This window comes from Flavobacterium sp. 270 (genome assembly GCF_004368785.1).
In the GTDB taxonomy this organism is placed as follows: domain Bacteria; phylum Bacteroidota; class Bacteroidia; order Flavobacteriales; family Flavobacteriaceae; genus Flavobacterium.
Genome location: NZ_SODM01000004.1, coordinates 1 through 16103 on the forward strand (window position 1 = coordinate 1; position 16103 = coordinate 16103).

Below are 16103 nucleotides of genomic sequence, written 5' to 3' on the forward strand. Positions count from 1 at the left end.
TGCTATACTATGAGGTATTAATCCAAATTTCTCTGGGCTATCCCTCTGTGAAAGGCAGATTGCATACGCGTTACGCACCCGTGCGCCGGTCTCAAGTTCCGAAGAACCCTACCCCTCGACTTGCATGTGTTAAGCCTGCCGCTAGCGTTCATCCTGAGCCAGGATCAAACTCTTCATCGTATATTTTAATATTATATTGCGATGAATACTTATCGGTTCTTTTCGAATCTATCGATTCTATTACTCTTATTCTTTTTGTCTCAATCTTTCGATTAAGACGGCTGTCAATTCAATATGTCTACGAACGTGTATTTCTTTTTGTTTTCGCTTGTTTCTCAAAGCGGGTGCAAAACTACAAATCTTATTTATAACTGGCAAACTTTTTTTGAAGTTTTTTTTAAGAAATTTTTCGTTCTTAATTTTCTTCTTTTGTTACCAGTTTGTCAATGAACTTGCTTGTTTAGCGGGGTGCAAAGATAGGTTCTTTATTTAGATTTCCAAGACTTTTGAGAGCGTTTTTTTAATCTTTTTTCACTCTTTTTTGTAACTCACTGATAACCCAAAACTTATATTTGAATCTTTTTTAATTTTTTTGGCAATTTTCTCAATGTTGTGGTTTTTTCATAATATCTTAAGTTAATAAATGATGGTTTTTAGAAACTTCTTAGCTTTATCTGCTACTTTATAACAATTATTCATATTCTATATATCCTTCTTTATATAGTATAAAATGTATGTATCTCTAGAAAGCTCTAAAGTTACCTACTATATATATGTAACAATAATAACATACGTTCCAAATGATTTACTTTTACTAAAAAAACAATAAAATACTGTAAATTAATAGATTAGGTTTTGTAAATTTAACCAATAATCAAAATTTATGCTGTTACAGGAAAATACAGGGTTATTACTTATTGATGTTCAGGGCAAACTTGCCCGTATTGTGCATGACAGTGAAAAATTGGTTTTCAATCTACAGAAACTTATTCGTGGGTGTCAAATATTAAAATTACCTATAATTTGGGTAGAGCAAAATCCTTCAGGACTTGGGTGTACGATTCCGGAATTGGAAATACTATTGCAAAATCTTAAACCAATTGAAAAATATTCTTTTAATGCTTTTGATAATGAAAACTTTCAACAAGCCATTAAAGAAACTCAGAGATCGCAATGGCTTGTCTGTGGCATTGAAGCTCATATTTGTGTTTATCAAACGGCTCTTGGCTTATTATCTAATAAGTTTGAAGTTGAAATTGTATCTGATTGTGTCTCTTCACGATCTGAAGACAGTATTTCTTTAGCATTGAAAAAATTAGAAAATAAAGGAGCGAGTTTAACCAATATTGAAATGTGTCTTTATGAATTGGTTAAAAATTCTAAAAATGAAATTTTCAAAGATATTCTAAACCTAATCAAATAATAATCATGGCAAAATCAAAAACAATAGTACTTATTCACGGAAATTTTGTAAACAGCGACACTTGGCAAGAATGGAAACAACATTATGAAGCAAAGGGCTACATCGTATATACACCTACAAACCCAGGTCACGAGGGTAATCCAACGGAACTTAGAACAAAGGTACATCCTGATCTGGTTAAAACAGGTTTTATTGATGTTGTAAACAATATCAATAGTTTATTAAATACTTTAACGGAGAAACCTTTAATTATTGGTCACTCTATGGCTGGAATGGCTGTATTGAAATTGGTTGAAATGGATAAAGCAGCTGCTGGTGTAAGTATTGATGGTGCACCGCCTAAAAATGTTTTTCCTCCGTTTCAGACTCTTAAAACTGTTTTACCTGCTTTTGGCTTTTTCTCTTCTAATAAATATTTTATGGGAAGCCGTGACTGGTATGATTATTCTTTTTTTAATACATTGCCTGAAATAGAGAAAAGATTAGCATTTGAAAAATTTGCTGTTCCTGAAAGTTATAAAGTGAGTCGTGAGCTGGTTTTGAATTCATTTTCGAATATAGACTTCAAAAAACCACACGCTCCTATTTTGTTTATTGGTGGTGCCAATGATAATATTTTCCCTCCTAGTCTCACAAAAACAATAGCTGGGAAATATAAAGATGCAAATAGTAAAGTCGATATAAAAATATTTGATGGTAAAAGTCATTTTATTTGCGGGCAACCAGGGTGGGAAGAAGTTGCCGACTATATTTTGAATTGGTATGAGGCTTTATAAAATGCTTATATTATAATAATTATACGAGTAAGCAGATTCTTTTAAATTTAATCTGCTTACTTCTTTATATAATTTACTTTTTAATAATTTCTGGAGCTATAATTTGATAGTTTCCGCTAAGGTGCATTAAACTAAAGAGATACATTAGCCCATCATAATACGGATCGAAATAGCCGTCTTCATAAGGTTCGAGTTTGGCATTCCAGACAGCACGAACAAAATCTATACTTTCTTTATCTGGATTAACTAATGATGCTGTTGCTGCTGTAGCTACTAACCCTATTGAATGTCTGAGTTTTTTGACTGGACCGGCCTGAAGAATAAAATCGGGAGTTGAGCCGTCTAGATTGAATTGATCTTCGTAAGTTTCTAAGCCTTTCGATCTTAGAAAATTTTGAAATTTTCTGGCATACTCTTCCTGCCACTTTTTATCTTTTCCATACCAAGTGTAATCCATAGCTATATTCATAGGAACGCGCCAGGAATCATAACGAAATCCTGCTGGCATCCAAGGTGTTGGATGTGGATCGCCATTAAATTCGGTATAATCTGAATTTAAACCTGTAACTGGATGACACGCTTTATGTAAAAAGTTACGAGAAACAGTAGCACATTCTTTATAAAAATTCTCGTGTCCATCTTTGGCGTAAAGTGCCCAAATTTCATAAAATGCAGGAACATGATACGAAGGGTCTGTCCAATTGTAACCGGCACCTTCTGGTACAAATGATATTAGTTTATGTTCGGTGTTTATAACATTATATATATTACCTGTGCCGTCTTTTTTCCACATGGCATCTAATATTTTTCTTGCTTCATTGTAATAATGTATTCTGGTGTTATTGCCCCATTTGTTTGAAGCAAAAAGCAGACTTGTTATATAATACAATTCTCCATCTGAAGCAGAACCGGGAGAATTTTGCTTTTTGGTCTGTGGGTTTACGCTCCACGCAAAATAGCCTTCTCTAGGTCCATCTTGATGTTGCATGTATTTTACAGACCATCGCCCGATACGATCAAAAACTTCTTTTTTATTGAACTGCACAGCGATCATCATTCCATAAGACATTCCTTCGGTACGTGCATCTTTGTTTTTGATATCAGAAACATATCCTAAAGAATCACCTTCTTCAAAATACACTTTGTTTGGTCCTTCAAAAACATCATAATAAGCTTTGGCTAATTTTTCATCAATCTCTTTTTGGCTATAACCTGCTTCTTTAAAAAGATTTCGGTATTGCGTCGTTTTTAATTCTGATTTTTCTGTTTTCTTTTTATTCTGGCTAATCATCAATAAAGGAATTATAAATAGGACTATCATTATTATAAACTGAGTTCTAATCAAACCTTTACTTCTGTACTTTATATTTATCATATTGGTTGTTGTTTTAATTATTAGAAAGCAGAACAAAAGTTTACTTGATTTTATTGACTCCTTTTGTAGTTTGTTTTATTTTTTGAATGCTGCCGTCTTTATTGTAATACATATAATCTACACAAATTGAGCGTCTGTAGCTTCCTCCTGTTGGCAGGCTTCCGTTGTGATAAAAAAAGTATGACTTTCCTTTATAGTCTATAATTCCGGGATGTGTTGTAAAGCTGTTTTGCACATTTTCCTGAATAATTCCCTGGTAAGTCCACGGTCCTTCTGGATTTTTGGCGGTACAGTATTCTATCATTTCGGGTTTTGTTCCTTCGCTTGCGTATACTAAATAGTAAATTTCTTTTCTTTTATAAACCCAAGGTCCTTCGATATAATTTTTAGGTTTGAATGTTGTGATAGCGCCATCGATTTCTGTCATATTATCCTTAAGTCTTACCCATTTACAACTTCCATTACCCCAAAACAGATAAGCTTTTCCATCATCATCAATAAATACGGTAGGGTCAATATCATCCCAGCCGTATTTCATATCTGTTGTCATTTCATTAATTATAAGCGCTTTACCAATTGCATCTTTAAAAGGACCAATAGGACTGTCTGAAACCGCAACTCCTATTGCGGCGCCTCCTTCGCTTACATTGTCTTTTTTATGAAACGTAGAAACAAACCAATAAAACTTTCCGTTTTTCTCTATGCATTGAGCTGCATAAGCATCACCTGTTGCCCAGGCAAATGTACTTGGCGAAAGTAATGCTCCATGATCTTTCCAAGTCTTCATATCTGTTGTGGAGAATACATGCCAATCTGCCATTTTATAATTTGTATCTTCTGGGGTTGCTACATCATGTCCGGTATATAGATACAGCGTATCATTATGTACTAACGGCGCTGGATCTGCAGTGAAAATGTTTTGAATTATTGGATTTTGAGCTTTAATCGCACTAAGTGATAAAATACAAATTAGCGTATATAGAATTTTGGTTTGGTCTTTCATTTTATTTTTTGACTGGTTATTAAAATTATCTGAAATTATACGATCAGGATTTATGCTTTAATTCTAAAAATTAGATTGGGAATTTTATCTAAATAACTTATAAAGCTTTTTCTTAGATAAGTGTATTTCAAACAAATATAATTAAAAATTAAAATACGCAACCGGTTGTAAAATTATTTTTTATCTGATATTAAAAATTAATCATCGTTGAAAATATTGTTGCATCAAATATGCTATTATAGGCTTCAAAAGTGATAATGTTTATATCAGCTTTCGGTCTATTTTTACATTTATCATTTGATTTAAATTGGATAAAACGGAAAATAGAATTATGTAATTAAAATGAATTCTAAAACAAGTTCAGGTCAGTTAGAATCAATAAAAGCAACTAAAAAGAATCAATCTATTTTTATGAGTAATACAACACAAAAACTTTCTGTTCTAGAAAAAATTGGTTATGGTTTGGGTGATTTTGCGGCGAATTTGATTTTTCAAACTTTGCTGACATTTTTAGCTTTTTTTTATACGGATGTTTATAAAATTCCTGCTGGAACGGCAAGTGTTATTATTTTTATTGGTGGCTTTCTCGGGGCTTTCTTTAATATTATTATGGGCGTTATTGCCGATCGTACGCATACACGATGGGGAAAGTTTAGACCGTGGCTATTATGGACGGCTTTTCCTTTTGGTATTGTTGCTGTACTTTCTTTTTTAACTCCGGATTTTGGAGCAAACGGAAAAATAATCTACGCATTGCTCACTTACTTTTTTCTGATGCTGTTATATGCTGCCAACAATTTGCCGTATGTTGCTTTAAGCGGTGTTTTAACTGGCGATATGAAAGAAAGAAATAGCCTTTCCTCCTATCGTTTTGTTGCGGTAATGATTGCTCAATTTATCATTCAATCGCTTTTACTTCCTTTGGTTTTAATTTTAGGAAATGGAGACAAAGCAGCTGGTTTTAAAAATACAATGATCGTATTTGCTGTTGCTGGCGTTATTTGTTTGCTTATTACTTTTTTTACGACTAAAGAAAGAATTATTCCCGCAGAACATCAGCAATCTTCGGTTAAACAGGATATTGCTGATTTGTGTAAAAATGGTCCGTGGCTGGTTCTGTTATTGGTTACTATTCTGGTGTTTATAACTTTGGCTCTAAAAGGCGGGATGTATGTTTTCTATTTTAAATATTATTTAGATCCTGCTGCGCAGATGGCATTTTTGAATGATATTGGTTTTACTTCATTTATTGAAATGATTAATAATGGATTATCAAAAATGGGATTTGTTGATTTTCAGTGGCCAAAAGATGCGCCAACCTCAGCTTTCAGTTTGTTTAATGCTGGCGGTATTCTTTTTATGATTTTTGGAATTCTGTTTTCAAAACCACTTGCCGATTCTTTCGGTAAAAGAAATATTTACATCACTTTTATATTTTTATCTGCTGTCAGTTTACTTCTTTTTAATTGTTACAGCAGAACGGCTATTGCCTTAGTTTTTTTAACGCAGTTATTACATGGGTTTATTTATGGAGTAACTATTCCTTTATTATGGGCCATGATTGCTGATGTGGCGGATTACAGCGAATGGAAAAACAATCGAAGAGCAACGGCTACTGTTTTTTCGGCTATGATTTTCGGATTAAAAATGGGAATTAGCATTGGCGGTGCATTGGGCGCGGCTTTTTTATCGAAGTATGGTTATGTTGCCGAAGAAGTTAATCAGGTGCCTGCTGCGGTAGAAGGAATTAAGCTTTCAATAAGTATCTATCCGGGTTTTATATTCATTATAAGTGCCATTTTGCTTTGTTTTTATGTTATTGATAAGAAAATGGAAATGGAAATCGAAACCGATTTATTAGAAAGAAGAAAAAGCTAATTAAGGAATTAAGCTTCTAGTCCAACTGCTTTACAATCCTTTCACAAATATTATTATCAGCTATATTTTATGGTCATTATTTTAAAAACATCAACGCTACACAATTATATAGAATAAAAAAACAGCGCATTATTAATGCGCTGTTTCTCAAAAATACTAACTAAAACTACCAAATTCAATTATCTTAATAACCAGGGTTGTTATCACTTGGTTTTATATTCGGATTTGAAGAGGTTTCTCTGTTTGGTATTGGCCATAATTCGCTTTTACCAACCGTAAAACCTGTCCCTTGCAGTTCGGTATTTGCAATACCCCATCTTACAACATCATCAAAACGAGATTGTTCGCCTGCAAATTCAACTTTACGTTCGTGAACAATTGCAGTAAAAACACCGTCTTTTGTAGCCGCAATATTAGTCGTTAAATTAGCTCTGTCCCTAACTTCTTTGATGTATGCAATTGCTGCTGTTTGAGAACCTCCAGTTCTTTGGTTTTCGCATTCGGCTTTCATAAGCAGTACATCAGCGTAACGCATCACTTTGAAGTTAATACTTGAGCGTGTCGCTTCATCTTCTCTGATATAATAATTTTGATATTTTTTCCAGCCTGCTCTTCTAATGCCTGCTGAAGTCGTAAAATTACTTGCCAGCATTACTTTCGTTCCTTTCAAATAGGTTGAGCCCGGTACATAAAAAGTGTCCCCAAAACGGTTATCGCCTACTTCGTATGAGTCTAACAAATTGTCTGACGGATATACATTGTACCAGCTTAAGTTACCATATTCCTGCCCTCTAAGTGTTGATTCTTCAAAACCAGTTCCTCCACTGTTACCAATATCAGCCCATTGATCTCCTGTTCCATTTTTTTCGTCAAACTCAATTTCAAAAATTGACTCTTTACCATGTTCTGTTTCTGCCATAAAATTGTTGTAAAAACTGCCTTTATCTTCAAGGCTGAATCCGGTTACATTATTAAAAGCAGCAAGAGCAGCGTCATATTTCTTTTCGTATAACAATACTTTACCCAAATAGGCATAAGCGGCTTCTTTATTAGCTCTTCCTGCTGCTTCTGCTCCTTTAGCCAAAAGATTTTGAGAAGCAAATGTCAGATCTTCTTCAATCAAAGTATAAACTTCTGCTTTAGGGCTTCTTGCATTCCCTACAATAGTACCCGTTTTATAAATTGGTATATCTCCAAAACGTTTCACTAAAAGGAAATAATAATAGGCTCTTAAAAAATGGGCTTCTCCTAAATATTTGTTCTTTTTCTCTTGTGATAAAACAGATTCTGGAAGTGCATTGATTTTTGCTTCATTATCCAGCACAAAATTAGCTCTGGATATTCCTATGTAACAAGATTCCCAATAATATTGAATGATGTCGTTACCTGCATTAAAAGAAAAATCCTGAAAAGGTTTTTTGTTTCCTTCTAACTGAGGGTTTCCCAAAGCATCCTGAGCCATAAGATCCATAGCAAAAGAAAAATTTCTTCCGTAAAGTCCTCTTGTCTGCAAATTTGCGTATGAAGCATTTACAGATGACTGCACCTGTGCTTCGGTTTTAAAGAAAGTGTCAGGTGATAAAGTGTTGGGATTAGTTAATTCTAATTCACCGCTGTCACAAGAAGTAATGGTTAAAACTCCGGACAGTACTATAAGTATATATTTTATTTTTCTCATTTTCTTTATATATTAAAATGTAACATCAAGTCCAAAAATTACAGATTTTGGCTGTGGGTATCTTCCTAAATCAATACCTGCAGAATTTGCGTTGGTATCTGCACGTGCAATCTCAGGATCTAAACCGTCATATTTTGTAACTGTAATAAGGTTCTGTCCGCTTACATAGAATCTTATTTTTGAAAAATAGGCCTTAAATGCATCGCCGGAAAATGTGTATCCTAAAGCTATATTTTTTAGTCTTGTATACGATCCATCCTGAATGTAGCGCTGGTTTGCAGAAGACCAGTTGATATCTGCTCCTTGTGCTCTTGGTAAAGTTGCAGACGGATTTGTAACAACGCCGTTGACCACAATTGCTCTGTCTAATACAGCAGTACTGGCATTAAACAAACGGTTCATTCCTTCTAAATCAAAGGTATTTGCGTTGTAAATATCGTTTCCTTGAACTCCAGATATAAAGCAGTTAAAATCAAAATTTTTGTAAGCTGCAGTAAGGTTTAAACCATAAGTAAAATCAGGGTATGGATTTCCGATATTAGTTTTGTCACCTGAATTAATAATCTTATTACCATCGCGGTCCACAATTTTAATATCACCTGGTTTTATAGTAGTTTGACCCGGACCAAAAACGGCATCTACTTCTGCTTGGTTTTGATAAATTCCGTTGGTTTGATATCCGTAAAAATAAAATAATGGCTGTCCTACTTCTAGTCTTGAGAAGTTTTCCAGACCCGCTCTTGCTACAGGCCCGCCTAAAACACTGGTTACTCCCGGAGCTAAACTTGTTACTTCATTTTTACTTGTTCCTAAGTTAGCTATAGCAGACCAGGTAAAATCTCCTTTTCTGTCGTTGTAACCTAATGAAACTTCAAATCCGCTTACTTTTACATCGGCAATATTTTGAATCTGAGTTCCACCACCGGCAGATCCTACAGAAGCAGGAAGAGGCACAGCAAAAAGAATATCACTACTTTTATTATTGAAATATTCAAAAGATCCTGTGAATTTTTCATCAAACAAACCAAAATCCAAACCTATATTTCTGTCTTGTTTTGATTCCCATTTTAGATCAGGATTTGAAGCAACTCCTAAAGAAACTCCGGGTGCATTTGCGCCGCCAATTGGATAATTATAATCTGCAATTAATGTCGCGCTGTATTGGTAATTGTCTATTCTGTCATTTCCTGTTGTTCCGATACTGGCTCTAAGCTTTAATGTGCTGAAAATAGAATTTGCCATGAAAGATTCTTTAGCAATATTCCATCCTAAAGCAGCGGAGTAGAAATTACCCCAACGGTTATTAGATCCAAAACGAGAAGAAGCGTCTCTTCTTCCAGAAAGAGCAAGCAGGTATTTTTCGTTATAATCATAATTGATACGGGCGATATAACCAATGTTTTTTTCTACAAAATTGGTCGAACCTAAACTTCCTTCATTATATCTTAACTGATCTACTTCGTCTGAAATACTATAACGGCTTCCTGCTGTTAAAGTTTGCGATTTGCCATCAATTTTAGTAATAACTCCTAATACTTCTATATTGTGTTTTTCTGCAATAGTAGTTTTATAGGTTAAACTGTTATCAAAAACAATGGTCTGACCCTGTCCGTTTATTTCATTTGTTGTAGAAAATGCTTGTTTATGATAAGAACCATCCTGATAACTAGGAATAAAAGTATGATCCTTACTTGTAAAATAATCTAAGGAAACTTGTGATCTGAATTTTAATCCTTTGTAAATTTCTAATTCTGCAAAGATGTTTCCTATTATAGATAATCCGTTTATTTTTTGATACCCTAAATTGGCTACACGTACAGGATTTTCTGCATCATTACCATCAATAGCACTTGGACCCTGATAGCCACCTAGGTTACTTGCATTATAAATGGGTAAATAAGGTGCTGATTTTATAGCGTGTTCTAATAATGTTCTACCTCCTGAGGCACGCTCCGGATTTGTTGTACTAAAGGATACTCCGATATTACTTCCTATTTTAAGTTTCCCAATATCCTGTGTGTTATTTGCTCTAAAAGAATAACGCTCGAAACCAGTGTTAACAATAGCGCCTTCTTGTTTCATATATTCAGCAGAATAACGGCTTGTAGAAGTTTCTGTACCATTAGAAAAACTTAAATTATAATCCTGCATTACACCAGTTTGAAAAATCTGATCCTGCCAATTGGTATTTGTATTTCCAAATTCAGCGGCTCTTGCTGTTAAATCACTTCCTAAATCTTTAGCATACTGAAGATACTGCTGTGTATTCATAACATCGTATCTTTTTGTAACGGTCTGTCCTCCTACATAGGTACTGAAACTTAGTTGTCCCGGGCCTTTTTTTCCTTTTTTAGTCGTTACTACAATAACTCCATTAAAAGCTTTTGAACCGTATAAAGCTGTTGTTGAAGCATCTTTTAAAACGGATATACTTTCAATATCATTAGGACTTAAACCCGAAAGATTACTAGTTAGAACTCCATCAATTACATACAATGGCGCACTGTTTCCCATTGTGGCTAAACCACGAATACTAACAGTAGGATTTGTACCTGGTGCTCCATTTACAACGGTAACACCCGCGGCGCGACCTTGTAAAGCAGATTCTGCATTCGTAATAGGTACAGCCGCAATATCTTTTGAAGTTACTGTTGAAATTGCTCCGGTAACTTTAGCTCTCTTTTGAGTACCATAAGCTACTACAACTTCATTTAAGTTTTGTGTGGATTGTACTAATGTTACATCAATTAAGCTTCTATTACCAGCGATAATGGTCTGCGAAATTAAGCCTACATAAGAATAAGTAATTTTATCTGTAGCGTTTACTCCTTTTAAAGAGTATTTACCATCAAAATCTGTTGATGCGCTATTTTGTGTTCCTTCTACATTGATACTGGCGCCGGGCAAAGGAAATCCTGAGGGATCTGTAACCACACCCTGTATGGTCTTTGATTGTGCCATTACATTCTGAATGCTAATTATTAGCAATGCGATAATTGCAAATTTTAATTTTAACATAATGTTAATTGGTTTTTTGATTAGTTAAATAGTTAAGTGGTTGTAAGTTTTTGTTATTTCATGCATTATGAAAATTAGCTTGGTAAACTAATTTTGGTTTTTACTTCATACTTTAAATGGTTTTAAAATGTTAATAATTCTTTCTAGATTATTAGAAATTGATTCATCCAAAAATATAGTGTTGGCTTAAATTTTAGGTATTAAAAATGATGCAAAAACTATCAATTTTGTAGCATGACAGCTACAAAAACCAGTAAATTCGGGATTTAAGGATGATTTAATGAGAAAAGCAAAAATTTGATATTGCTAATTTTGAAGCATAATTTTTTAGGATTTAAAAAATTGAAATATGCTTTTGTAAAGATTTAATAACTACTTAATTAAATCCTACGAGTAGTTTTTGTCATTTCGACAAAAGGAGAAATCACACTAGCTATTCCAGCGTTTGGGTTACGAGTGTGATTTCTCCTTTCGTCGAAATGACAAAGATTGGGAATATTTGGAATTTAAAAATTTGAATATTAAACCTTATTGCTTTGTGTAGGCAGAAACCCGTACTTTTCTTTGTAGCATTTTGTAAAATAAGAAGGCGAACTAAAACCGGTTTTAATACTAATTTCGGTTATATTATCATTGCCGAGTTCTATTAATTCCTTTGCTTTTTCTAAACGAACATTTCGGATAAACTCATTTACAGAAACTCCTGTAAGCGTTTTTATTTTTCGGTACAATTGACTTCTGCTCAAAAATACTTTCGAAGCCAGAACCTCGACGCTTAATTCGTATTCACTTATATTTTCATTAATGAAATTAAGTACATTTTTTATAAAATCATTATCCAATGTCGTCGTTTTTTCTTTTGCTTTTGGAGTAATTCCGTTATAGAATTTATTAAACATAATCTGCCTGCTGTTAATCAGCTGTACCAAACTAGATCTTAAAATATCCATATCAAACGGCTTGCTCAGATACATGTCTGCGCCAGAATCTATTCCCTCTATTCTATCTTTGATTAATGCTTTTGCAGACAGCATCATTAACGGAATATGACTGGTTTTTAAATCTGCTTTGATATTTTTACATAATTCTAAACCGCCCATAACCGGCATAATTACATCCGTCAGAATCAAATCAGGTAATTTCTGCATGGCCAGTTCTAAACCAATTTGACCATTTTCTGCTGTTAAAACTTTGTATTCTTTTTTGAGTTCATTTTTTAAATAATTCCGAAGTTCTACATTATCTTCAACAATTAGAATCGTATGAATTCTTTCTTGTTTTTCCTGATCTTCATTTGGCAGTATTTCTTCTTTATCTAATATTGGCGTAAAACTTATTCTTTTTTCTTTTTTAAATTCCTCAGGCAGTATTTCATTTTCATTAAAAAAATCTTTTCCAATAGGAAATAATAATTTAAAAGTCGTGCCAACTCCCAATTCGCTTTCTACTTCTATAATTCCTTTGTGCAATTCTACAAAACCGCGAACGACTTCCAGCCCAATCCCTGTACTTCCGTAATACGCTTTATTTAAATTATTTACCTGATAAAAACGATCAAAAATTCTCTTAATGTCTTTTTTATCCAATCCTGCGCCTGTGTCTTCCACAATAATTTCAAAAGAAGGATAAGTATTCTTTGCATTTATTAATGGAAAATAAACCAACTCTTCATTCACGACTAATTTTAAACTTATTTTTCCATTATCGGGAGTAACTTTAAAAGCATTCGAAACGACATTAAAAATTATTTTTTCAAACATTTTAGGATCTATCCAATCTTTTAATGTTGTTTTATTCGAATCAAATTTTAGCTGAATGCCACGGCTAAAAGCTTCTTCATCAAAATAACTCACAATTTCTTTTGTAAAACCTACAACCTCAATCAACTGCACTTTTAATGGCATTTTATTAAACTGAAGTTGATTAAAATCCATTAACTCATTGATTAATCTGGAAAGTCGGTCGGAGCTTTTCTGAATGGTTTGAAGTTTATTCAATACGCCTTCTGATAATTCCGAACAATTGTTCTTGATTATATCTCCTAAAGGATTTAAAATTAAGGTTAAAGGTGTTCTAAACTCATGCGAAATATTGGTAAAGAATTGTAATTTTTTATTGTTTAATTTTTCAATCTGCATCGCTTTTTTCTTTTCAAACTCAATCATTTGTTTTTGTTTAAAACGATTTTGATAGTATTGATTGGCAAAATGAACGGATGCTAATACCAACAAAGAATAGAATAAATACGCAAAAGATGTTTTCCACCACGGCGGCAGAATTTCAATTTTTAATTCTAATGGTTTTTGATTCCAAACTCCATTTTTTTCGGCTGCTTTAAGTTTAAAAACATAATGTCCCGGCGCTAAGTTTGTATAAGTTGCCGAACGTTTGTTGCCTACATAGTTCCAGGAATCCTCAAAACCTTCCAGATAATACGCAAATTCATTTCTGGCGGGATAAGAATAATTAATTCCAATAAAATCAATTGTAAATACTGACTGATCATGTTTTAGGATTATCTTTTTTGTCTCTGATATTACTTTTATTAAAGGAGAATTTTTTTCTAATGGCCCAACTGATTTATTAAAAAGTTTGAGATCGGTTAAGTAAATCGGAAGCTGTTTTTTGCTTTTATCTAAATTAGAAGGATTAAAGAAATTTAGACCTTCATAACTTCCAAAATAAAGAAATCCATTTTCATCTTTAAAAACAGAATTATTATTAAAATCATTTCCCAATAAACCGTCATAAGTAGCGTAATTAACGGTCGTATTCTTTTTTAAATCAAGTCTAGAAATTCCTTTTTTTCCACTAACCCAAATAGCGCCATCATTAGATTCTACAATAGACGAGATTGATTTTTCATGAAGTCCTTTAAAATTGATATACCATTTTAAGGAATTCGTTTTTTTATTATAACTAAACAATCCCGCGCCATCTGTACCAATCCAGATTTCTTTGTTTTTTGTTTCGTACAAAGTATTTATGGTATGTGTGCTTTTATGATTTTTAAGTTTTTCAGACATTTTATCTCGCAGCGAGGTCACAGAAAAAGTAACAAAATCATTCGTACTTACTTTGTATAAACCTGTTGTTGAACCTACCCAGATATTATCGTCAGAATCTGCTATAACTTTTCTAATGTCACAATTTGCAATTCCGTTGGTATAAAATGGTTTTGCATTACAATGATGAAACTGCCCGTCTGATGGTGTGTAATAATGTAATCCTTTAGCAAAAGTTCCTATCCAGATTACACCTCTGGAATCTTCGGTAATACTCATAATATTATCCGAAGCCAAATTGGGCGTATTTTTTGTGTTATAATTGACAAAATTTCTGCTTCCTTTTTTTAAAACAAAAATTCCCTCATTCCAGCTCGACAGCCAAACATTTTGTTTTTTATCAATATATACTTTTGTGATATTATCATTGGTAAGTCCAGAACAATAACTATTATCTGTCTTTGTGATGTGTTTAAAATTCTTTGTTTTAGGATTGTAAACGTCTACTCCGCCACCTTCCATAGAAATCCACAATTGTCCTTCGTGATCTTTGGCAATTCCGGTAACACAATTGGTTTGCAGAGATTGCGGATTTCCGGGCAGACTTTCGATACCTTTTATTTTGCTGTTTATTTTATCAAAAACGCCGAGGCCTTTATTATAATAACCCAGCCAGATTCTATTTTCTTTATCTAAAAATAAAGACCAAACCGAATTTGAACTTAAACTGCGAATATTGTATTTGCTGTTTACATATTTTTTCTGAACAATGCCCTTATCGTTTACAATAATTAAACCGTCATTTTCTGTGGCACAAAGAATGGTTTTAGCATCTGTTGCCAATATAGACATGATTCTTTTTTTGGTAATAGGATAAGAAACAGCCTGTTTTACTTTAGAATACAAATTTGTTTTGACCAGTCCTTTATATCCGTTGCCAATCCATAAATTTTGGTTAATGTCAAAAAACATAGACACAATTGTTCCCGATAGCAATTGGTTGTCATTGCCAATGTTTACTTTTTGAATTTCATTTTTTATTGGGTCAACAACTTTTAAACCATAATTAGTACCCAGATAAATAGTGCCTTTTTTATCTTTTGCCAAACAGTTGATTAGATAATTTGTAGTATTGGCAACGTCTGGTTTTATATTAGTAATTTCTCGTGACTTTGTATTTAGTTTTAGTAAACCAGCATTAAAAGTCCCTAAAAAAATATTGCCGTGATTGTCTTCAATTATACTTTTTACAGAAATTACCGTTTCTTTTTTTATTTTTTTATGAAGATCAATATTTTCAAAACTATTTAGATTTCGGTTATAAAGACATAATCCTTCATCTGTGCCAACCCATAATCTATTTTGCCTGTCTACATATGCAGCATAAATCAGATTGCTGTTAATAGATTTATTGTTGTTTGAGTTTTGCTCATAAGCTGTATAATTTATTCCATCATATTTATACAAGCCAGCGCCATTAGTACCAATCCACATAATTCCAAACTGATCTTGTGTAATGGTATATATACCGCTTTTTGAAGTTTCATTATCCAATAATCGAAATTGATGATCTTCAAATGTATTTTGAGAAAACAAGTTGTTTATTATAAAAAATAAGAAGACAATCAATCTAAAACATTTTTGTTGGGACATTATAAAAATGATTATTAAATTAAAATTCAATGCAACTATTAATCAATTCAACGATCTGTTTTTTGACATTTAATTATTAGTGGAATAAACAAATATAAACAAACAAATTATAAAACAATCGGTTGTGTTGATCTATTTTGAATTATTAATACTACATATCATACCATAAAGCGCTTTCTGAAATTTTTAAAATTAATTTTTGCTTAATAAAATATCTCATTGCAATCACTTTTGAAATAAAGTATTAATTTGAAAACCAATTGGCAGTCTTAAAATTGAACAATACGAAAAAGA

The 16103-nt window shown here is 32.9% G+C and carries 8 protein-coding genes and 1 rRNA gene; 3 read left to right on the plus strand and 6 right to left on the minus strand.

Going from position 1 to position 16103, the window contains the following annotated elements; genetic code table 11:
* Positions 1-180 (minus strand): 16S ribosomal RNA (locus EV144_RS14920); the annotation flags it as partial.
* Between the two features lie 703 nt (positions 181-883).
* Here EV144_RS14920 and EV144_RS14925 point away from each other — a divergent pair.
* A complete protein-coding gene (locus EV144_RS14925) occupies positions 884-1423 on the plus strand; it encodes a hydrolase (RefSeq protein WP_134149971.1) in 540 nt (179 codons plus the stop codon).
* A 5-nt stretch (positions 1424-1428) separates the two neighbouring features.
* A complete protein-coding gene (locus EV144_RS14930; protein ID WP_134149972.1) occupies positions 1429-2199 on the plus strand; it encodes an alpha/beta hydrolase in 771 nt (256 codons plus the stop codon).
* Positions 2200-2272: 73 nt separating this feature from the next.
* Here the strand turns inward: EV144_RS14930 and EV144_RS14935 are convergent, their stop codons facing one another.
* Both EV144_RS14935 and EV144_RS14940 read right to left on the minus strand, forming a co-directional pair.
* Positions 2273-3574 carry a glycosyl hydrolase family 8 gene (locus EV144_RS14935; protein WP_134149973.1) on the minus strand — a complete coding sequence of 434 codons (1302 nt, stop codon included), beginning with the start codon at positions 3572-3574 and terminating at the stop codon, positions 2273-2275.
* A 40-nt stretch (positions 3575-3614) separates the two neighbouring features.
* Complete coding sequence (locus EV144_RS14940) at positions 3615-4577, minus strand: glycoside hydrolase family 43 protein (RefSeq protein WP_134149974.1); 963 nt, start codon at positions 4575-4577, stop codon at positions 3615-3617.
* A gap of 411 nt (positions 4578-4988) precedes the next feature.
* On the opposite strand from EV144_RS14940, the gene EV144_RS14945 reads away from it, so the two are divergent.
* Entirely contained in the window at positions 4989-6455 is a 1467-nt protein-coding gene (locus tag EV144_RS14945) for an MFS transporter (RefSeq protein WP_134150388.1), read from the plus strand.
* A 184-nt stretch (positions 6456-6639) separates the two neighbouring features.
* On the opposite strand, the gene EV144_RS14950 is transcribed toward EV144_RS14945, so the two are convergent.
* The 3 genes from EV144_RS14950 to EV144_RS14960 form a co-directional block, all read right to left on the minus strand.
* Complete coding sequence (locus tag EV144_RS14950; RefSeq protein WP_134149975.1) at positions 6640-8133, minus strand: RagB/SusD family nutrient uptake outer membrane protein; 1494 nt, start codon at positions 8131-8133, stop codon at positions 6640-6642.
* Positions 8134-8145: 12 nt separating this feature from the next.
* Positions 8146-11151 carry a SusC/RagA family TonB-linked outer membrane protein gene (locus EV144_RS14955; protein ID WP_243854672.1) on the minus strand — a complete coding sequence of 1002 codons (3006 nt, stop codon included), beginning with the start codon at positions 11149-11151 and terminating at the stop codon, positions 8146-8148.
* A gap of 521 nt (positions 11152-11672) precedes the next feature.
* Positions 11673-15785, minus strand: coding sequence for a two-component regulator propeller domain-containing protein (locus EV144_RS14960; RefSeq protein WP_243854673.1), 4113 nt, complete (start codon positions 15783-15785; stop codon positions 11673-11675).
* Between the last annotated feature and the right edge of the window lie 318 nt (positions 15786-16103).